This window comes from Collinsella sp. TF12-2AT (genome assembly GCF_003436735.1).
Taxonomy (GTDB): domain Bacteria; phylum Actinomycetota; class Coriobacteriia; order Coriobacteriales; family Coriobacteriaceae; genus Collinsella.
The window spans coordinates 31748-47647 of sequence record NZ_QSQK01000007.1 but is presented as its reverse complement, the minus strand read 5'-3'; the positions used below and the strand labels follow the sequence as shown (position 1 = coordinate 47647).

Here is a 15900-nt window from a genome sequence, read left to right as displayed (position 1 = left end):
AGCTCTTGAATGCGCTTGAGCAGCGCGCGCTCATCGCCCTCAAACTGATCCTCTACCGACAACGTAGCCCCCATCACTCAAAATCTTCTTGGCCCAAATCGGCATATAGCCTGCGCTTGCGAATGTAGCCGAGCACGGACTCGCTCGTAAGATAGCGCACGCTCATGCCGCGGGCAACTCGCTTACGAATGTTCGTCGAGCTGATCGCCAGCGCCGGAATCTGAATATAGCGCACATCGAACGGCAGCCCCGACTCTTTGATTCGGGCACGCGCCGTATCGATATCAAAGCCCGGTCGCGTCGCCGCAATAAAGGTAGCAAGCTCAGCGATTCGTTCGGCATCATGCCAGGTCACAATATCGATAATCGCATCGGCGCCCGTAATAAAGTAGAGCTTTACCTGCGGCGGGTAAAAATCGCGAAGGGCATGAAGCGTATCGGCCGTATAGGTTACACCCGGACGGTCAATCTCGAACCGGCTCGCCAAAAAGGCCGGGTTCGCGGCGGTGGCGAGGACCGTCATGGCATAACGGTCCTCGGCAGGCGTAACCGGCTTGTCAAGCTTAAAGGCGGGAGAGCCCGCCGGCATAAAGAGCACAGCGTCCAAGTCGAGCGACTCGCGCGCCTGCTCGGCAGTCACCAGGTGCCCGTAATGAATCGGGTCGAATGTGCCGCCCATAATGCCAAGCCGAAACTCCTTGCCCTCTTTTATGGGCAGCTCGGGCAAACCGATTCCACCGCGCAGCGACATGGCTTACTCGCCCTCCGAGGTCTCGGCATCGTCCGCGGCATCCGCCGCATCGACAACCTCGACGCCCTCATCCGCAGCATCGGCCACGTCAATGGCCTCAACGGCAACGTCCTCGCCAACGTCCTCGAGCTCCTCGTACTCCGAGAAGTCCTCAGCGCCCTCAAAGTCAAAGGCGCGCTGGCAAATGCGGACCTCGTCGCCCGCACGGCAACCGGCCTTCTCGAGCGCGTCGTCAACACCCATACGCGCAAACTTATGCTGCAGGTAGATGACGGCTTCCTCGTTTTCCCAGTCGGTCTGGATGACCATGCGCTCGATGGCACGACCGACCACGCGGAAGGCACCGGGCTCTTCCTGGACAATGCGGAACCGCTTCTCGCGCTGCAGACGGCGGCGCTCCCACTCCTCGTCGCGCAGATCGACCGGCTCATCAGAGACCGCCAGCTCAGCGCGAAGCTTAGCCACCTGCTCGCCTACGGCAAGCATCAGCGTATTGAGACCGGCACCCGTCACGGCGGACACGGCAAAGAACATATGGCCGTCGTCGAGTGCCGCACGCTTGAGGTCGGCAATCTTGTCGGCCGTGCCCGGCGCATCGCACTTGTTGGCGACGACGATCTGCGGACGTTCCGAAAGCTCTGCTCCATACTGCTCGAGCTCACGGTTAATAATGCGATAGTCCTCGACCGGATCGCGATCCTCAAAACCGCCCGTCATGTCGACGACATGCATGATCAGGGCCGTACGCTCGATGTGGCGCAGGAACTGGTGGCCCAGGCCACGGCCCTCGCTCGCGCCCTCGATCAAACCAGGAACGTCGGCAACGACGTAAGAATACTCACCGGCACGCACCATGCCGAGGTTCGGCACGAGCGTTGTAAACGGATAGTCGGCGATCTTGGGACGGGCGGCACTCATGCGCGCGATAAGCGAGGACTTGCCCACCGAGGGAAAGCCCACGAGTGCGGCATCGGCCATAAGCTTCATCTCGAGCTCAATCCAGTGCTCCTCGGCCGGCTCGCCCAGCTGGGCGAATGCGGGCGCGCGGCGCACCGACGTCACAAAGTGCGTATTGCCCAGACCGCCGGCACCGCCGGGCGCCACAACGACGCGCTCGCCATCATGCACCAAGTCGGCAATCTCGAACATCGGGGTCTGCGTCTCGGGGTCGAGCTCGCGCACCACGGTACCCATGGGAACCTTGAGAATAAGGTCCTCGCCGCTCTTACCGTTACGACGGGCACCCTGCCCGTGCGTGCCGCGCTCGGCGCGGAAGTGATGCTTAAAGCGGTAATCGATCAGCGAAGACAGCTGAGCATCGGCCTGGATGACGACATTGCCGCCACGACCGCCGTCGCCGCCATCGGGGCCGCCCTTGGGGACAAATGCCTCGCGCCTAAACGACATGCATCCGGCTCCGCCGTCGCCGCCGCACACGTTAATGCGGCTGATATCGGTGAACTGTGACAACAGAATCGCCTCCTACAAAAAGAGGGAGACCCTTGAATCCTAAAACTCAAGTGCCTCCCACATATGTGCTCTATGAAGGGTGAATTACGCGTTCGCGAGCGGGCGTACGCTGACCCTGTGCTTGATACCCTTGTGGAACTCAACGGTACCGTCGACCAGCGCGAACAGCGTGTCGTCCTTGCCACGGCCAACGTTCTCACCCGGGTGGATGTGAGTGCCGTGCTGACGGACGAGAATCGTGCCCGTGGTTACCGTCTGGCCGGCATAGCGCTTCGTGCCAAGGCGCTGACCGCGGGAGTCACGGCCATTACGGGAGGAACCGAGTCCTTTTTTGTGTGCCATTGTGTATACCTACTCTTTCGTTACGAGTGTAATCTACTCGGCGACGGGAGCCTCGGCAACAGCCTCGGCCTCTGCCTTGACAGCCTTCTTGGCGCGGGACGTAGCCTGGACCTTCACGATCTTCAGCTTGGTGAGCTGCTGACGGTGACCCTTCAGACGACGATAGCGCTTACGCTTGTGGAACTTGAAGACCAGCTGCTTCTCGCCCTTGAACTGCTCAACGATCTGAGCGGTAACCTTGGCCTTGGCCAGCTTGTCGGGATCGGTGACGATCTTCTTACCATCGTTGAGGAAGATGACCGGCAGGGTGACCTTGTCGCCCTCATTGCCCTCGATCTTCTCGACGGTGATGACATCGTCGGTGGCGACCTTGTACTGCTTGCCGCCCGTGTTAACGATTGCGTACATGTTTACTTGCCCTTCATGCATCAGTTAGTGCAACAGCCGAATATAGTAGCAGGCGATAATACCCCCGTCAACGAGTATGTGGAGCAAATCCACAAGTTCGCACAGGTATGGGGCTGACGAGTCGGCCCTCGTCGTCCTCGCATGCTTGATTCTGACGCTCGACATCGTAGGAGCAGATGGTCACGAGGTCTTGCATACCGGTGGAAACAATAGGTGCATCGACGCCCGGGGTCAAGCCCTGCAACAAAACATCAGCAGCAGAAAGCAAAATCTCCGGACGCATGGAGCCCTCGTTGTCGGCATGGGTGTCGAGCATGAGCACCAGATGGTCCTCACACTCCCCCGCCGTGAGCTCATAGCCAACGAGCGTATGGTCCAGATCAAGTCGCTTGCTCTTTTTGCCGCGTGCGTAGTCGATGCCATGGCCTGCACGCAACGTGTCGATCGCGGCGCGTACCTCATCGGCGCTCACGGGCGCCTCGGGATCCAGGTGCAGGTCGATGCGATACGACAGACGCGTGAGCTGCGCCGTCAACGCCGGCGTGCGCACGTCGATGTACGCCGCCTCGATGGGCGCCAGATCGGCCGGAGACGCCGCAGCCAGGCGCCCAAAGGCCTCGTCGAGCGCCACGAACTCGGTCATAAACAGGTCATACCACTCGCAGGTCGACGACGTACCAACCGGTAGCGCCGAAGAGAAGCCCACGCGCATGTGCGGAGAGAAGCCCTGCGTGACGGCATAGGGAAGTCCCGCACGGCGCACGATGCGCTCAATGGTATGGATTACTTCGAGATGGCCCAGGTACTTAAGGCGGTCGCGCTTGCCATAGCGAACACGAAGCCTAAAGAGCGAGGGGTTGTCGGTCAGGCGCTCACTCATGCGCGATCACCCATCAATACATTCTTGGCGTGGAGCGTGGGGCAGATCCCGCAGCCGGTGCACGACGTGCGGGTGCAGTCGGGAGTCGTGACGCCCTCGAGCGAGCGACGGTACTCGCGCTCGAGGAAGCCGCGCGTGCAGCCGGGACTCACGTGCTCCCACGGCAGGCGCCAGTCCAACTCGTAGGGCAGGTGCACGAGCTCATTGAGGTCGATGCCGTTTTTGGCAGCAGCTTCCTTCCAGTTATCGAGCGAGAAATGCTCTACCCAGGCGTCAAAGCGAGAGCCCGAGCGCCAAGCATCGATGATGACGGGCGTCATGTCACGACCGGCGCGGGACAGCGCGGCCTCGATGAGCGAGGTCTCGGCATCGTGGTAATGCACGCGGACGGCACGGTTGCGAACGCTCGTGATAAGCAGCTTCTGGCGACGCTTGACGTCGTCGTAGTCGAGCTGCGGGCACCACTGGAACGGCGTGGCAGCCTTGGGGATAAAGACCGAAACCGAGATGGATACCGAAATCGAGCCGCGACGAGCCTTGGGCACCACGGAACGACCGAGCTCCAGCACGTGATCGGCCAGATTGGCAATGGCTACGATGTCCTCGTCGCGCTCACCGGGAAGGCCCATCATAAAGTAGAGCTTCATGCGGTTCCAGCCGGCCTCGAAGGCCGCCTTGGCCGCACGGTCCAGGTCCTCCTCGGTCACGTTCTTGTTAATGATGTCACGCATGCGCTGACTGCCGGCCTCGGGCGCGAACGTCAGGCCGCCCTTCTTTTCGCCGGCGACCGACTCGGCCATATCCACGCCAAACGAATCCAGGCGCTGCGACGGAATAGATACGCGAATACCCGTATCCTCCAGGCGACGGTTGAGCCTGCCGAGCACGTCGCGAATGCAGGAGTGGTCAGTCGTGGAGAGCGAGGTCAGCGACACCTCGTCATAGCCGGTCTTTTCCAGACCCTGAATCACCGACGAGACGATCTGGTCGGCCGAGCGCTCGCGCACTGGGCGATACGTCATGCCGGCCTGGCAAAAACGACAGCCGCGGGCGCAGCCGCGCAGGATCTCGATAGACAGGCGGTCGTGGACCAGCTGCGCATAGGGTACGCACGACTGCGACAGCGGATTCGTGGCGCCGAAATCCTCGACGACGCGCTTGTAGACCACGGTCGGCGCATTCTTGCCTTCACGCGGCACGGTGTAGCCATGCGGCGAACAGGGCTCGTCGTGACGAACCTCATAGAGCGACGGCACGTAGTTGCCGGCAATGGATGCAAGCTGCTCAACAATCTGTGCGCGCGGGACTCCTTCGTCGCGCAGGCGACGATGCAGCTGGCAGGTCTCGAGCAGCGACTCCTCGCCCTCGCCGATGAGGATGGCATCGAAGAAGGCCGCGTACGGCTCGGGGTTGTACACCGAGGGGCCGCCGGCGATGATAATGGGGTCGTCCTCGGTACGGTCGGCCGCTAACAGCGGAATGCCAGCGAGGTCGAGTGCCTCAAGGAAGTTCGTCACCGCCATCTCGTGCGGCACATGCAGGCCGACGATATCAAACGAAGCGACCGGCGCTGCACCCTCGAGCGAGAGCAGCGGAATGCCTGCCTCGCGCATAGCGTCACCCATATCGGGCCACGGCACATAGCCACGCTCGCAGGAGATGCCCTCGGCCTGGTTAAGGATGTTGTAGAGGATGGCGATACCCTGGTTGGGCAGACCAACCTCGTACACATCCGGGTAGATCAGGCAGCAACGGTAGTCGGCATCGGCCTTGGAAAGCGTGCCCCACTCGTGATCGATATAGCGACTCGGCTTTTCGACCTTGGCGAGCAACGGCTCAATTAAATGAAAACAATCTTGGTACGGAACGCGCAACGGAAAACCCCTAAGCAGCGAGATCTGATGCGTCCTGATAGGACGCCATAGGACGGGTAGTGCCCGCGACCGTGGTCACCAGATCGCGAACGCGGGAGAACGTGGCAGTGACCACCTCGTTGGCACGGCTGTAGTCGACATCGCGTTCGTAGAGCGAAACGAGCGCACGGCCCATGCCATAGGTGCCCGCGGCAGCAGTGAGCGCCTTGACGGCAAACCCAATATGCGGCGTCTGCTTGACGAGCGCGCGGGTGACCGCGCGGATCACAAGACCGCCGGCAAGCACGCCCGCGACCTCGTAGCCGCGCTCAGGCTTAATGCCGCGTCCAAAGACGGCAGCGAGCTCAAAGAGCATGCCCACCTGCGCCAGCGCCATAACAGGATAATCGGCGCCCGGCAAAAACACCAGTGCACCGGTCGCCATATTGGTGAGCGCGCACGAGGTGATGATACGATTAGCTGCCGCGATGCGCATAAAGGCAAAATTCGCCGCAAAAGCCGTTTCCTTGTCGGTGCGATCGAGAATCCAGCGGGCAAGCGTCTCGAGCAGATACGTCTTATCGGTTGCCGCCACCACGCCGAGCATGGGCGTGGATTCCTCGATAAACGGCACCTCCACAGCAGACTCGGCAAGCACGCACACGGGGGCGCCGGCGATCACGAGCTCCTGCACGGCACTCTCCAAGCGGTCGGAGCCGCACGAGAGCACCAGCACCACATCGGTATCGGTCTTTGGAGCAATTCGCTCCTCCCCCAGACGCTCGACGCGCACAATGCCCGAGGTCGTCTGCGGCACAAAGGCGTCACGCACCGTCTCGGCCAGAAAGCGCGAGGCGGACGAATCCAAATAGACCGAGACGCGCACCGGCGTATCGGAATCCTTCTTAACGGACGCGCCCATCTTAAAAGCGCGGGTCAGCTTATCTACGGGAATTTTCATAGCAAACCCCTCCAGCGGTTACGCGGCGCCCGAACGATGCCGCCATATGGATTGTACGATACCCACCGTCAGCAGCTGAATCATCATCGAAGACGAACCGAAGCTAATAAACGGTAGCGGAATACCGGTAATCGGCATCATGCCAATGCACATGCCGATGTTTTCGAAGGTCTGGAACGCCCACATGCCAACGATGCCCACACACGATAGGCGCAAGAACAGCGACTCACACTTAAAGGCGACGCGAATCGTCGAAAAGATCAGCAGCACGTAGAGGCACAGGAGCAAAAAGGAACCGCAAAAGCCAAAGGTCTCGGATAGGAAGGCGAAGACAAAGTCGGTGTGGAACTCAGGAAGAAAGCCGCCGGCCGACTGCGTCGCATGGCCCAAACCCTTACCAAAGAAGCCGCCCGAGCCAACGGCGATAAGCGACTGCTGCAGGTTGTAGGCATCGTCCGAATCGGCATTATCGGGGTCGATAAAGACCGTCAGGCGGTTCATCTGATACTGCTTGATGAGCACATCGTGGCCGAGCAACGAATCAAAGACCGAATCGAGCGCCAGGACGAGGGCCACCAGGCCCACAAGCAGGGCCAGGGTCGACAGCACCCATTCGCGGCGCGCACCGCTCATGCAGATGACGATGGCGCCCGAGACCAGCACGACCAGGCCCGAGCCCAGGTCGCCCATGGCAACGACGGCCAAAAACGGGATGGACAGCATGCCGCAGAGCTTGACGTAGTCGCGAACGGTATCGATGCGGCCGTTATACTGCGAGCCAAGCGTGGCGATAAAGAAGATGGTGATGAGCTTGGCAAGCTCGACCGGCTGGAATGTCAAGCCGATACCGGGAATCTTGATCCAGCCTGTCATGCCCAGACCGCCCGTATAGGACAGACCCGGAATCTTGGGCGAGAAGATCACGATCAGGTCGATGACGAGCAACGCCGTCGAAAAATTGGAAATACCGCGCAGATCGGTACGCCAGACGAGCACCGCAAGCACCGCGCCAATGCCAATGCCCAGCAGGTGGCGCGAGAATGAGGCGTCGGCCTTAAACTGTGACGCCGACCAAATAATGATGGCGCCATAGGCAACGAGCGCGACGGTAGCCAGCAGCACACCGATATGCACCTTTTGGCGAAACGTACCGCGCGAGGCCGAAAGTTGCTTGTTGACGCGGTCCAGGCTGCTGCGAGAGCCGGTCTTGGTTGAACGGAACAGATCCGCCGGAGAAAAATCCATCGCAACCTCCTATCGAACCGAAGAATCGCCCGAGGCCGAAGAGGTATCGGGCTCGTCATAAATCACGCCGAGCACGTCGCGCACGACATGCATCGCGGTATCCGAACCACCGCCGCCCTGCTCCAGGACAGTAGCGATGACATACTTGGGATCATCGGCCGGTGCATAGGCGCAGAACCACGCGTATTCGTCCTCGCCGCTTTTCTCGCCCGTGCCCGACTTGCCGTACACCTGCGGCGTCAGGGTGCCAAAGTGAGCCGCCAGGGACGTCGATGCCGTGTAAATCACGTCGTGCATGCCGTTGCGAACAAGAGTCAAATCCGAATCGCTGTTGATCTTGGCCTCCAGGCGCTTCTTCTTGCCCTTGCCGTTGTACTTATAGGCATCGCCGTCGCCATCGCGCGACACGGCAGACAAAAACACGTGAGGCACGTACTGTTTGCCGCCGTTGGCAAGACCCATATAGGCGCACGCCATCTGCAGGGGCGTCACCAGGATGTCGCCTTGGCCGATGGCAATGTTGGTCATATCGCCGGCATTCCACTTGCGGTCCTCGGCAGAGGCGTCGGTAAAGTACGACTCTTTCCACTCGGCATCGGGAATACGGCCCGCGCCCTCACTCGGCAGATCGATACCGCAGGTCTTGCCTAGGCCCCAGCGACGAAAGACCTCCTGCAGGCCCTCGGAATGTTGCTCGTCATAAAAGAACGCCTTGCCCATGTCGTAGAAGACGGGGTCGCACGAGTTGGCGATACCCGACTGCAGCGTCATGGTGCCGTGGCCAGACGTCAACCAGCAGCGCTTGCCCCAAGCCTTGCCCAAGCCCGTCCAATAGCCCGTGCAGTTGGTTGTCTGTGTTGAAGTGTAGGTTCCAAACTCAAGACCGGCCAGTGCCGAAAGCGGCTTGATGGTCGAGGCCGACATGTACTGTCCGCTAATGGCGCGGTTGAGCAGCGGGTGCGAACCCTTGTCATCATTGAGCTCGGTCCACACGTCATTTGAGACGCCGCCGATAAAGACGGAAGGATCGAACTTGGGCTCGCTCGCCATGCCCAGGATCTCGCCATTGTTGGGATCGAGACACACCACAGCGCCGTTGCCGGCATTGCTGTAGCCAGTGGTCTTGGCAAGCTCGATGGCGCTCGCCAGCGCCGTCTCACAGGCCTGTTGGATCTTAAGGTCGAGCGTGAGCTTAATGTCGGAGCCGGCCTTGGCGGGCACGGCGCCGGCCTGACCGGTCACATTGCCCGAGGCATCGACCTTGACGGTCTGCTCGCCACGAATACCCTGCAGCAGGTTTTCGTAGTAGCTCTCAACACCCGCCTGGCCCACGATATCGCCCGACTGGTACGTAATCCGGCCAGCAGAAGCATCATCGTCGCCAGAGGTTTTCTTATTCTGGGCCTCAAGCTGCTCGGAGGTAATGGTGCCGGTATAGCCCAAAATGTGACAGGCCGTCTCGCCATATGGATACTGGCGCTCGGTACGCTCGGCAATCTTGACGCCCGGGAACTCGCCGGCGTGCTCCTGAATATAGGCAACCGTGGAGCGACGGACGTCCGTCGCGATGGTATGCAGGCTCTGAGCGCCCTCGGAATTGTCCTGAATATTGCGCAGCACCGCCACGTAGGGCATACCGAGCACGTTGGCAAGATGGCGAACCAGAACCTCATCCTCGGCAAGGTCGCGGTAGGCCACGACAGCAAGTGAGGGACGGTTCTGGACAAGCGCCACGCCATTGCGGTCGAGGATGCGGCCGCGCACAGCGGGTGTGGTAACGGTGCGCGTCTGATTGCTATTAGCCTGCTTTTCGTAATAGTCCGACGAGACCATCTGCATGCCCCACAGCTTGACGGCAAGCGCCGCGAACATCGCGCCCACACCCGTGGTGAGGATGGAGAAGCGGCCCTTAAAGGCGGTCGCCGCGGTATTGCCCTCGCCCTCGGTGGCGCGCGGGGCCGTTCCATGCTGCGTATCGTAGGTAAAACGAGAATCGCCGCGACGCATGATGACCAGCGCGACCACGATGGCCACTACCAGCACGATACCGGCGATAATAACCGTCATCTGGGAAGACATCTACAGGCCTCCCCTATTTGAGCTTACGGGTCTTGGGCTTAAAGCGCATGCCCGTCTGGCGTCCGCCACGTGCGGAGAATCCATAACCGGACTGCGGCACGACGCCGGACATCAAAAACGGAATGGCAACCAGACCCGTCAGGATCGAAGACGGCAGCGCATGGCCGAAGATCGCCACGACAAAGCTCGTCTCCAAACCCATAAACAGCAAGATGATGCTGTAGATCACATTAATGACGAACGCGAAGGCGCCCACAGTGATGCCGCGCGCACTCGGGGTACCGCCCGTCTGACCGGCAGCGCTATGCACCAGGGCAAAAGAACCCACGGTCAGCAGGAGCGACATAACGCCCACCGGCACGGCAGCGGAAAGGTCATAGAACAAGCCGCTGCAAAAACCGCACACGACGGCACGGGTCGGGTCGCCCGAGAACACGCTTAGGCACACCAGGATAATCATAAAGTTGACGCGACCGCCCGCAATGGAGATCTGCGGTGCCAGGCCTGCCTGCAACAGCACGCACACGATGGCGGCGATTACAAACGTGCGGGAGCTCATCCCCTGCTCATGTAGATCCATGGACATGCCCCCTATTCGCTCGAGCCGGAATCGGTCGTCTCGGACGTGTCGGAACTGTCATCCGGGCTCTCGTCCTTCGTCTTGGTCGCAGCATCGCGCGACGTTCCCTGCGGCGTGCTGTTGGCCGTGTTCACGTCCTCATCCGAGGCCGACTGTTCGTCGGTCAGCGAGGTAATGACCAGCACTTCCTCGTTGTTCTCGGCCGTCGTCTGGGCGCGCACCACAATGGTGTAGTACACGTCGTTTGCCGATTTCTCAACCGACGAGACGGTGCCGAGCGGTAGACCCTTGGGGAACACACCGCCAATGCCCGAGGTCACGATGATGTCGCCAACCTTAACGTCGGAGTCGACGCTCACGTACTCAAGACGCAGCGTGCCGTCAGCCTGACCCTGCAGCATGCCCTGGGCGCGCGTGTCCTGCACCATAGCGGACACGCCCGAGTTCTCGTCGCCAATCAGGCGCACGGTGGACGTCTTGGCCGAGACCTCGATAATCTGGCCTATGACACCGGCAGAACTCGTCACAGGCATGTTGATGGTAAGACCGTCGGCAGAACCCTTATCGATGGTGACGGTCGAGGTCCAGGCATCGCCCGAAGCGCCGACGATACGAGCTGCGGTTGATTTGAGGTTGTAGGTCGACTGCAGGCCGACCAGCCCCTCCAGTCGCTCGGCGGTCTTTTGAGCCTCGGAGAGCTCGGCAACCTTAGAGGTCAGTTCCTCGTTTTGCTTCTTAAGCTCGTCAAGCGTGTCCTGCGACGCCGTAAGGTTAGAGAACACGTTACCGATCGCATTGAAGGGAGCCGCCACAGCCGAGCCCACAAAGCGCACCGGCGAGGTAATCGTCGTCACGCCCGAGCGCACGGCATGAATCGGTCCTGCCTCGCCCTCGCGGATGTAAAACGTGAGCAGCAACACCGAAATCAGGCTGAAAACAATCAACGGGCGCATACCCGTTGATTGTCGCTTGGTATTCAGATTTGTGGAGAAACCCGAAGATCGTGCCAAATGGAATCCACCTTTTGGAAATTAAGCATTGGTCTGGACGAAGCCGCCATCAAACGCATTGGCCTCGAGCACGCGGGCACAGCCGTTAACGACGTTATCGAGCGCCGTGGGGCTGACGTTGACCGAAACGCCGGTCTCATCGCGCAGGCGCACGTCGAGACCGCGCAGCAGCGCGCCGCCACCGGTCAGCAAAATGCCGTAGTACATAAGGTCCGAGGCAAGATCGGGAGGCGTAGCGTCGAGTGCGTCCTTGACGGCCTTGGCCATCTCGTCGAGCGGCTTGTTGAGCGCGCGACGAATCTCCTCGCTCTCGATGCGCACGGTCTTGGGCAGACCGGTGATCACGTCGCGGCCGTTGACCTCGACGTCGAGCTCATCCTTGAGCGGCACGGCGGAGCCGACCTTGATCTTGATGTCCTCTGCCGTACGCTCGCCGATGGCCAGGTTGTAGGCATCGCGAACGTGCGTGAGAATGGCCTGATCGAACTCGTCGCCGGCAATACGGATGGACTGCGAGACGACGATGCCGCCCATAGCGATAACGGCAACCTCGGTGGTACCGCCACCGATGTCGATGACCATGGAGCCGGTGGGTTCCTCGACGGGCAGGTCGGCGCCGATGGCAGCCGCCATGGGCTCTTCGATCAGATAGGCCTGGCGGGCACCGGCCTGGATCGTGGCCTCAAAAACAGCGCGCTTCTCGACCGACGTGACACCGGAGGGAACGCAGACGACAACACGCGGACGCGGAGTCCACGGATAGCGCTTCTCGGACGCCTTGTCGATAAAGTAGCGAAGCATGGCCTCGGTAACATCGAAGTCGGCGATGACGCCGTCCTTCAAGGGACGAACGGCCACGATGTTGCCGGGCGTACGGCCGAGCATGCGCTTTGCCTCGATACCGACCGCCAAGATGCGCTCGTCGTTCTTGTCGATGGCGACAACAGAGGGCTCGCGAATGACGATGCCCTTGCCGCGCACGGAGACAAGCGTATTGGCGGTGCCGAGGTCGATGGCAAGATCGCCCGCATAGCTACCGAAGAACATATCCATCAAAGAAAACAACGCAACTCCTGATGTGTTGGATGATTGCTGGAAAACTACTAGCCCATCATACTAGCGCAAGCCCGGCACCTCACTTGCGGTGAAGCGCCGGGCAAAGCTAAATCCCATAAGGTCACTACTGGTTGTCAGCAGCCGAGAAATCCATATCGAGCGAAGAAACGGCCCAGCCGATATGGTTGTCGGAGCGCACGAATTTGACGGTGTACTCCTGCTCGCCGCCCTTGGACATCGATGCCTTCACCTTGGCGGTCGTCTCGGTCATGGACTGATCCATGCCCTCGACGGACACGGTGGCACCCTGCGGAATCGAGGAGATGATCATCGACTTAGCGTCCTCGGACAGGCTCGAGGCCAGGCAAGACTCGGCCTTTGCGGCGTCACCGTCGCCGGCAGCCTGGAACAGATCGGTAACGACAGACTCCTGAGACGGGAAGCCAAAGCCGCGCGTGTAGGCAAAGCCCAGACCGCCCGCGGCGATCAAAATGAGCAGAAGCAGCACGATGAAGACTTTGAGACCCGTATGGCGATGGCGACGACGGACCTTGGCCTGCTTACGATCCTGACGGTCCTGCTGGACCATCTCGGACTCGGACAGCGTAAAGAAGCCGGTGTCCGAGGGATCAGGCATAAACTGACCGGTCGCGCCCGTAGGATCGAGCGGATCGACGGCAGGAGCGTCCATCGCGGGCGCCGGAGCCGTGGCCATAGCCGTCTGGGCAGACAGCGCGGCAAGCGAATCCTGCACGCGGGCAAGCTCATCGGCCTGCTCGGAGGTGAGCTGGTAGATGCCATCGGCAGTAGCGGCATTAAAGGCGTCGAGTGCGTCGGAGGGACGGCCGGCGGCAGAAAGCGCCTGACCCATGCCGGCGTTGAGCGCACGCGTGTCGTCGCGGGGGCCGGCAAAGTCGATAGCCGTGCGGTAAGTCTCCACGGCATCCGCCGGACGGCCGAGCTTAATGAAGCAACGACCGAGCTCGCCGAGTGCGGCGGCAGGAGCCGGATTGGCGCCGTCGATGGCAGCCTGACGGAAGGCGGTTCCCGCGTTGGCATAGTCGCCCGACTGGAACAGCGCATTGCCCAGGCCCAGATAGGCCTTGAACGGCGTGGCATAGGAAGCATCCTGCGTAGCGGCAGAGAACGCCTGGGCGGCCGTCGTGTAGTCGCCCACGGCGGCGAGCGCCTTGCCGCGGTTGGTGAGCAGCGCGCCGCGCTTGCCGTAGGTACCGTCGTTGAGGGCGGCGGCATAGGCCTCGGCGGCCTCGGCATACATGCCCAGGTGCATCAAGGCGTTGCCACGAAGGTGATCGGCCTCGCCCATAATCTCATCGGGAGTCTTTGCCGCCCCAAGCATCTGGGCTGCAGCAGAAAAATCACCCGCGCGGTAAGCGGCGCGGCCCTGTTGGATCAGCTGGCTATTCAAGGAAGTCCCCTTTACTCGTGAACGATCTCGACATGGACGATCTCGTCGCCGGCACGCAGCTGCGAAATCACATCGAGACCCTCGACCGTGGTACCAAAGACGGTGTAACCAGAATCGAGGTTATGCTGGGCACCCAGGCAGAAGTAGAACTGCGAACCCGCGGAATCGGGATCCATGGAGCGTGCCATGGCAAGGGCGCCATCGACATGGCTGTTGCGCGGATTGGTGGCAAACTCGCCCTTGATGCAGTAGCCGGGACCACCGGTGCCGGGCATGCCGTCGGGGCCCTCAAGACCGGCAGCGACGTCGGCGCCGGACATGTCGCGGGTATTGGGGTCGCCGCCCTGGATAACAAAACCGGGCACATAGCGATGGAACTTAAGGCCATCATAGAAGCCCATCGTGGAAAGCTCGCAGAAGTTCGCGACATGAATGGGAGCGCCCTCGCCGTCAAACTTGACCTTGATGGTACCCTTCGACGTCTCGATTACGGCGCACTCGTCGCCGATAAGCTGATACTCGGGCGTGTAGAGCTCTTTCTTAAAACCAAACATGTGGTTCCCTCCTCGTGCGTTTAAAGCATATTTGTACGAATTGTAGCAATAAGCACGGGCTTACATCAATTGCGCACGTAGGTTATGCCGACTATGGCGAACTAATTTTAGGAACGCTGCTGCGGCTTCCAGGAACCCACATTGGCGTCGTACTGGTTCAGCGCGCTGTTGCCACCCTGCGCGATGGGCGCCAGGATCTCGCTTTGGTGGGAACTCATCGACTCGCCATCGGGAATGGCCAGCGAGATATCCCAGCTCTGGCAGATCACGTCAACGCGCTCATACATCCACTCGGCAAGCTGCTTTAAGTGGGCGATGTCGTCCGCATAGACCGTATCGTCCTGATACTTAAGATTGTTGAGCTCATCTTGCGTCTTTTTGATCTGGTCGCGCAGGGCGTAGGCACTCTGCGACAGCTCCTGACGGGTGGACAGCGGCGTTCGGAGATAACCATTGTTAAAGGAATCGATGACCTCGCCAATCTGGTCCTCGTCATCGTAGGACACGATGGTCTGATACAGACCGTCGAGCCTGGTATAGAGCTGATCATCGGTGAGCACGGTTTCTTCCTGGACCACCTCGGCAGAATCGTCCTGCTTGGTATCGTCCTCAATCGCCTCGCCCTTTTGACGCGTGGGGAAGGTCGTCTGCGCGGCCTGGCCAAACTGGTCGTAGAAGCCAGGCATGACACCCATAGGATCGGTCGTCACGAACCAATAGGCACCACCGCACACGACGGCAAGGACCGCGATGATAATGAGCGGCTTGGGAATATGACGCTTGTGCTTGTGATAGGCGTCCTCGTCGGGATGCACCTTACGCTTGGGTTTTTGAGGATCGTCGTGCAGTGAAACCGGCGTGGGAATAACGACCTTGGGGATACCGAAATCCTTATCGAAAGCCGGCAGCACGCAGGTCTCATTGGGGTCGGCGGCGTCTGAAAGCACCGCGGCGGCAGAGGCTGGCGCATGCGGCACCTCGGTATCGATCTGCTCTTGCGTTAGGCGCGGAAAGCCCGCCGTGCGGCCCGCTGCCAGGTCGGATGCGGCCGTGTCCTCGGAGAGGATACCCGGAGCGGGGCGTCCGCATTTGGGGCACGTACGATCATGCGGAGAAAGACGGGCACCGCAGCCCTCACAGAACACAAACTCGGTGTGCTCGGGACCATCGCCCGGACCCACATAGGCGTTGCAGTAGGGGCAGAACGAGGCGCCGTCCTCGATAGTCTTAAGGCAATGCGGGCAGATCACGGCATCCTCTTTTCGAAGCAATTCAAACAATC

The 15900-nt window shown here is 60.7% G+C and carries 15 protein-coding genes; all 15 read right to left on the bottom strand.

Going from position 1 to position 15900, the window contains the following annotated elements; all coding sequences use genetic code 11:
• Positions 1 to 73 precede the first annotated feature (73 nt).
• Positions 74 to 751 carry a nicotinate-nucleotide adenylyltransferase gene (gene nadD, locus DXD24_RS05995; protein ID WP_117637231.1) on the bottom strand — a complete coding sequence of 226 codons (678 nt, stop codon included), beginning with the start codon at positions 749 to 751 and terminating at the stop codon, positions 74 to 76.
• Positions 752 to 754: 3 nt separating this feature from the next.
• A complete protein-coding gene (gene obgE, locus DXD24_RS05990; protein WP_199407987.1) occupies positions 755 to 2221 on the bottom strand; it encodes a GTPase ObgE in 1467 nt (488 codons plus the stop codon).
• Positions 2222 to 2305: 84 nt separating this feature from the next.
• Positions 2306 to 2563: a 50S ribosomal protein L27 gene (gene rpmA / locus DXD24_RS05985; RefSeq protein ID WP_006236075.1), complete on the bottom strand. Its 258-nt coding sequence runs from the start codon at positions 2561 to 2563 to the stop codon at positions 2306 to 2308.
• 33 nt (positions 2564 to 2596) lie between these two features.
• Positions 2597 to 2971, bottom strand: a complete 375-nt coding sequence (gene rplU / locus DXD24_RS05980; protein WP_035138585.1) for a 50S ribosomal protein L21 — start codon at positions 2969 to 2971, stop codon at positions 2597 to 2599.
• A gap of 67 nt (positions 2972 to 3038) precedes the next feature.
• Complete coding sequence (locus DXD24_RS05975) at positions 3039 to 3851, bottom strand: TIGR03936 family radical SAM-associated protein (RefSeq protein WP_117646380.1); 813 nt, start codon at positions 3849 to 3851, stop codon at positions 3039 to 3041.
• Positions 3848 to 5725, bottom strand: coding sequence for a TIGR03960 family B12-binding radical SAM protein (locus DXD24_RS05970; RefSeq protein ID WP_117564246.1), 1878 nt, complete (start codon positions 5723 to 5725; stop codon positions 3848 to 3850). Before DXD24_RS05970 ends, DXD24_RS05975 begins: the two co-directional genes overlap by 4 nt.
• A 10-nt stretch (positions 5726 to 5735) precedes the next feature.
• Positions 5736 to 6665 (bottom strand): YcjF family protein, encoded by a 930-nt coding sequence (locus DXD24_RS05965; protein ID WP_117564245.1) that lies wholly within the window; start codon positions 6663 to 6665, stop codon positions 5736 to 5738.
• A gap of 18 nt (positions 6666 to 6683) precedes the next feature.
• Positions 6684 to 7910 (bottom strand): FtsW/RodA/SpoVE family cell cycle protein, encoded by a 1227-nt coding sequence (locus DXD24_RS05960; protein ID WP_055249988.1) that lies wholly within the window; start codon positions 7908 to 7910, stop codon positions 6684 to 6686.
• Between the two features lie 9 nt (positions 7911 to 7919).
• On the bottom strand, positions 7920 to 9989 hold the full coding sequence (gene mrdA, locus DXD24_RS05955) for a penicillin-binding protein 2 (RefSeq protein ID WP_055249986.1): 2070 nt from the start codon (positions 9987 to 9989) through the stop codon (positions 7920 to 7922).
• A 13-nt stretch (positions 9990 to 10002) separates the two neighbouring features.
• Positions 10003 to 10569, bottom strand: coding sequence for a hypothetical protein (locus DXD24_RS05950; protein WP_117646379.1), 567 nt, complete (start codon positions 10567 to 10569; stop codon positions 10003 to 10005).
• A gap of 11 nt (positions 10570 to 10580) precedes the next feature.
• Positions 10581 to 11522, bottom strand: a complete 942-nt coding sequence (mreC, locus tag DXD24_RS05945; protein WP_117564242.1) for a rod shape-determining protein MreC — start codon at positions 11520 to 11522, stop codon at positions 10581 to 10583.
• Positions 11523 to 11600: 78 nt separating this feature from the next.
• Positions 11601 to 12632 (bottom strand): rod shape-determining protein, encoded by a 1032-nt coding sequence (locus tag DXD24_RS05940; RefSeq protein WP_006236061.1) that lies wholly within the window; start codon positions 12630 to 12632, stop codon positions 11601 to 11603.
• Between the two features lie 127 nt (positions 12633 to 12759).
• Complete coding sequence (locus DXD24_RS05935) at positions 12760 to 14064, bottom strand: tetratricopeptide repeat protein (protein ID WP_233502343.1); 1305 nt, start codon at positions 14062 to 14064, stop codon at positions 12760 to 12762.
• 11 nt (positions 14065 to 14075) lie between these two features.
• A complete protein-coding gene (locus DXD24_RS05930; protein ID WP_117564241.1) occupies positions 14076 to 14618 on the bottom strand; it encodes a peptidylprolyl isomerase in 543 nt (180 codons plus the stop codon).
• A gap of 107 nt (positions 14619 to 14725) precedes the next feature.
• Complete coding sequence (locus tag DXD24_RS05925) at positions 14726 to 15868, bottom strand: zinc ribbon domain-containing protein (protein ID WP_158550163.1); 1143 nt, start codon at positions 15866 to 15868, stop codon at positions 14726 to 14728.
• Positions 15869 to 15900: the final 32 nt, after the last annotated feature.

Bases quoted from the DNA above. Each gene is read 5' to 3' on its own strand.
- nadD (WP_117637231.1), bottom strand. From the start codon at position 751: ATGTCGCTGCGCGGTGGAATCGGTTTGCCCGAGCTGCCCATAAAAGAG.
- rpmA (WP_006236075.1), bottom strand. From the start codon at position 2,563: ATGGCACACAAAAAAGGACTCGGTTCCTCCCGTAATGGCCGTGACTCC.
- rplU (WP_035138585.1), bottom strand. From the start codon at position 2,971: ATGTACGCAATCGTTAACACGGGCGGCAAGCAGTACAAGGTCGCCACC.
- DXD24_RS05975 (WP_117646380.1), bottom strand. From the start codon at position 3,851: ATGAGTGAGCGCCTGACCGACAACCCCTCGCTCTTTAGGCTTCGTGTT.
- DXD24_RS05965 (WP_117564245.1), bottom strand. From the start codon at position 6,665: ATGAAAATTCCCGTAGATAAGCTGACCCGCGCTTTTAAGATGGGCGCG.
- DXD24_RS05960 (WP_055249988.1), bottom strand. From the start codon at position 7,910: ATGGATTTTTCTCCGGCGGATCTGTTCCGTTCAACCAAGACCGGCTCT.
- mrdA (WP_055249986.1), bottom strand. From the start codon at position 9,989: ATGTCTTCCCAGATGACGGTTATTATCGCCGGTATCGTGCTGGTAGTG.
- DXD24_RS05950 (WP_117646379.1), bottom strand. From the start codon at position 10,569: ATGGATCTACATGAGCAGGGGATGAGCTCCCGCACGTTTGTAATCGCC.
- mreC (WP_117564242.1), bottom strand. From the start codon at position 11,522: ATGCGCCCGTTGATTGTTTTCAGCCTGATTTCGGTGTTGCTGCTCACG.
- DXD24_RS05940 (WP_006236061.1), bottom strand. From the start codon at position 12,632: ATGGATATGTTCTTCGGTAGCTATGCGGGCGATCTTGCCATCGACCTC.
- DXD24_RS05930 (WP_117564241.1), bottom strand. From the start codon at position 14,618: ATGTTTGGTTTTAAGAAAGAGCTCTACACGCCCGAGTATCAGCTTATC.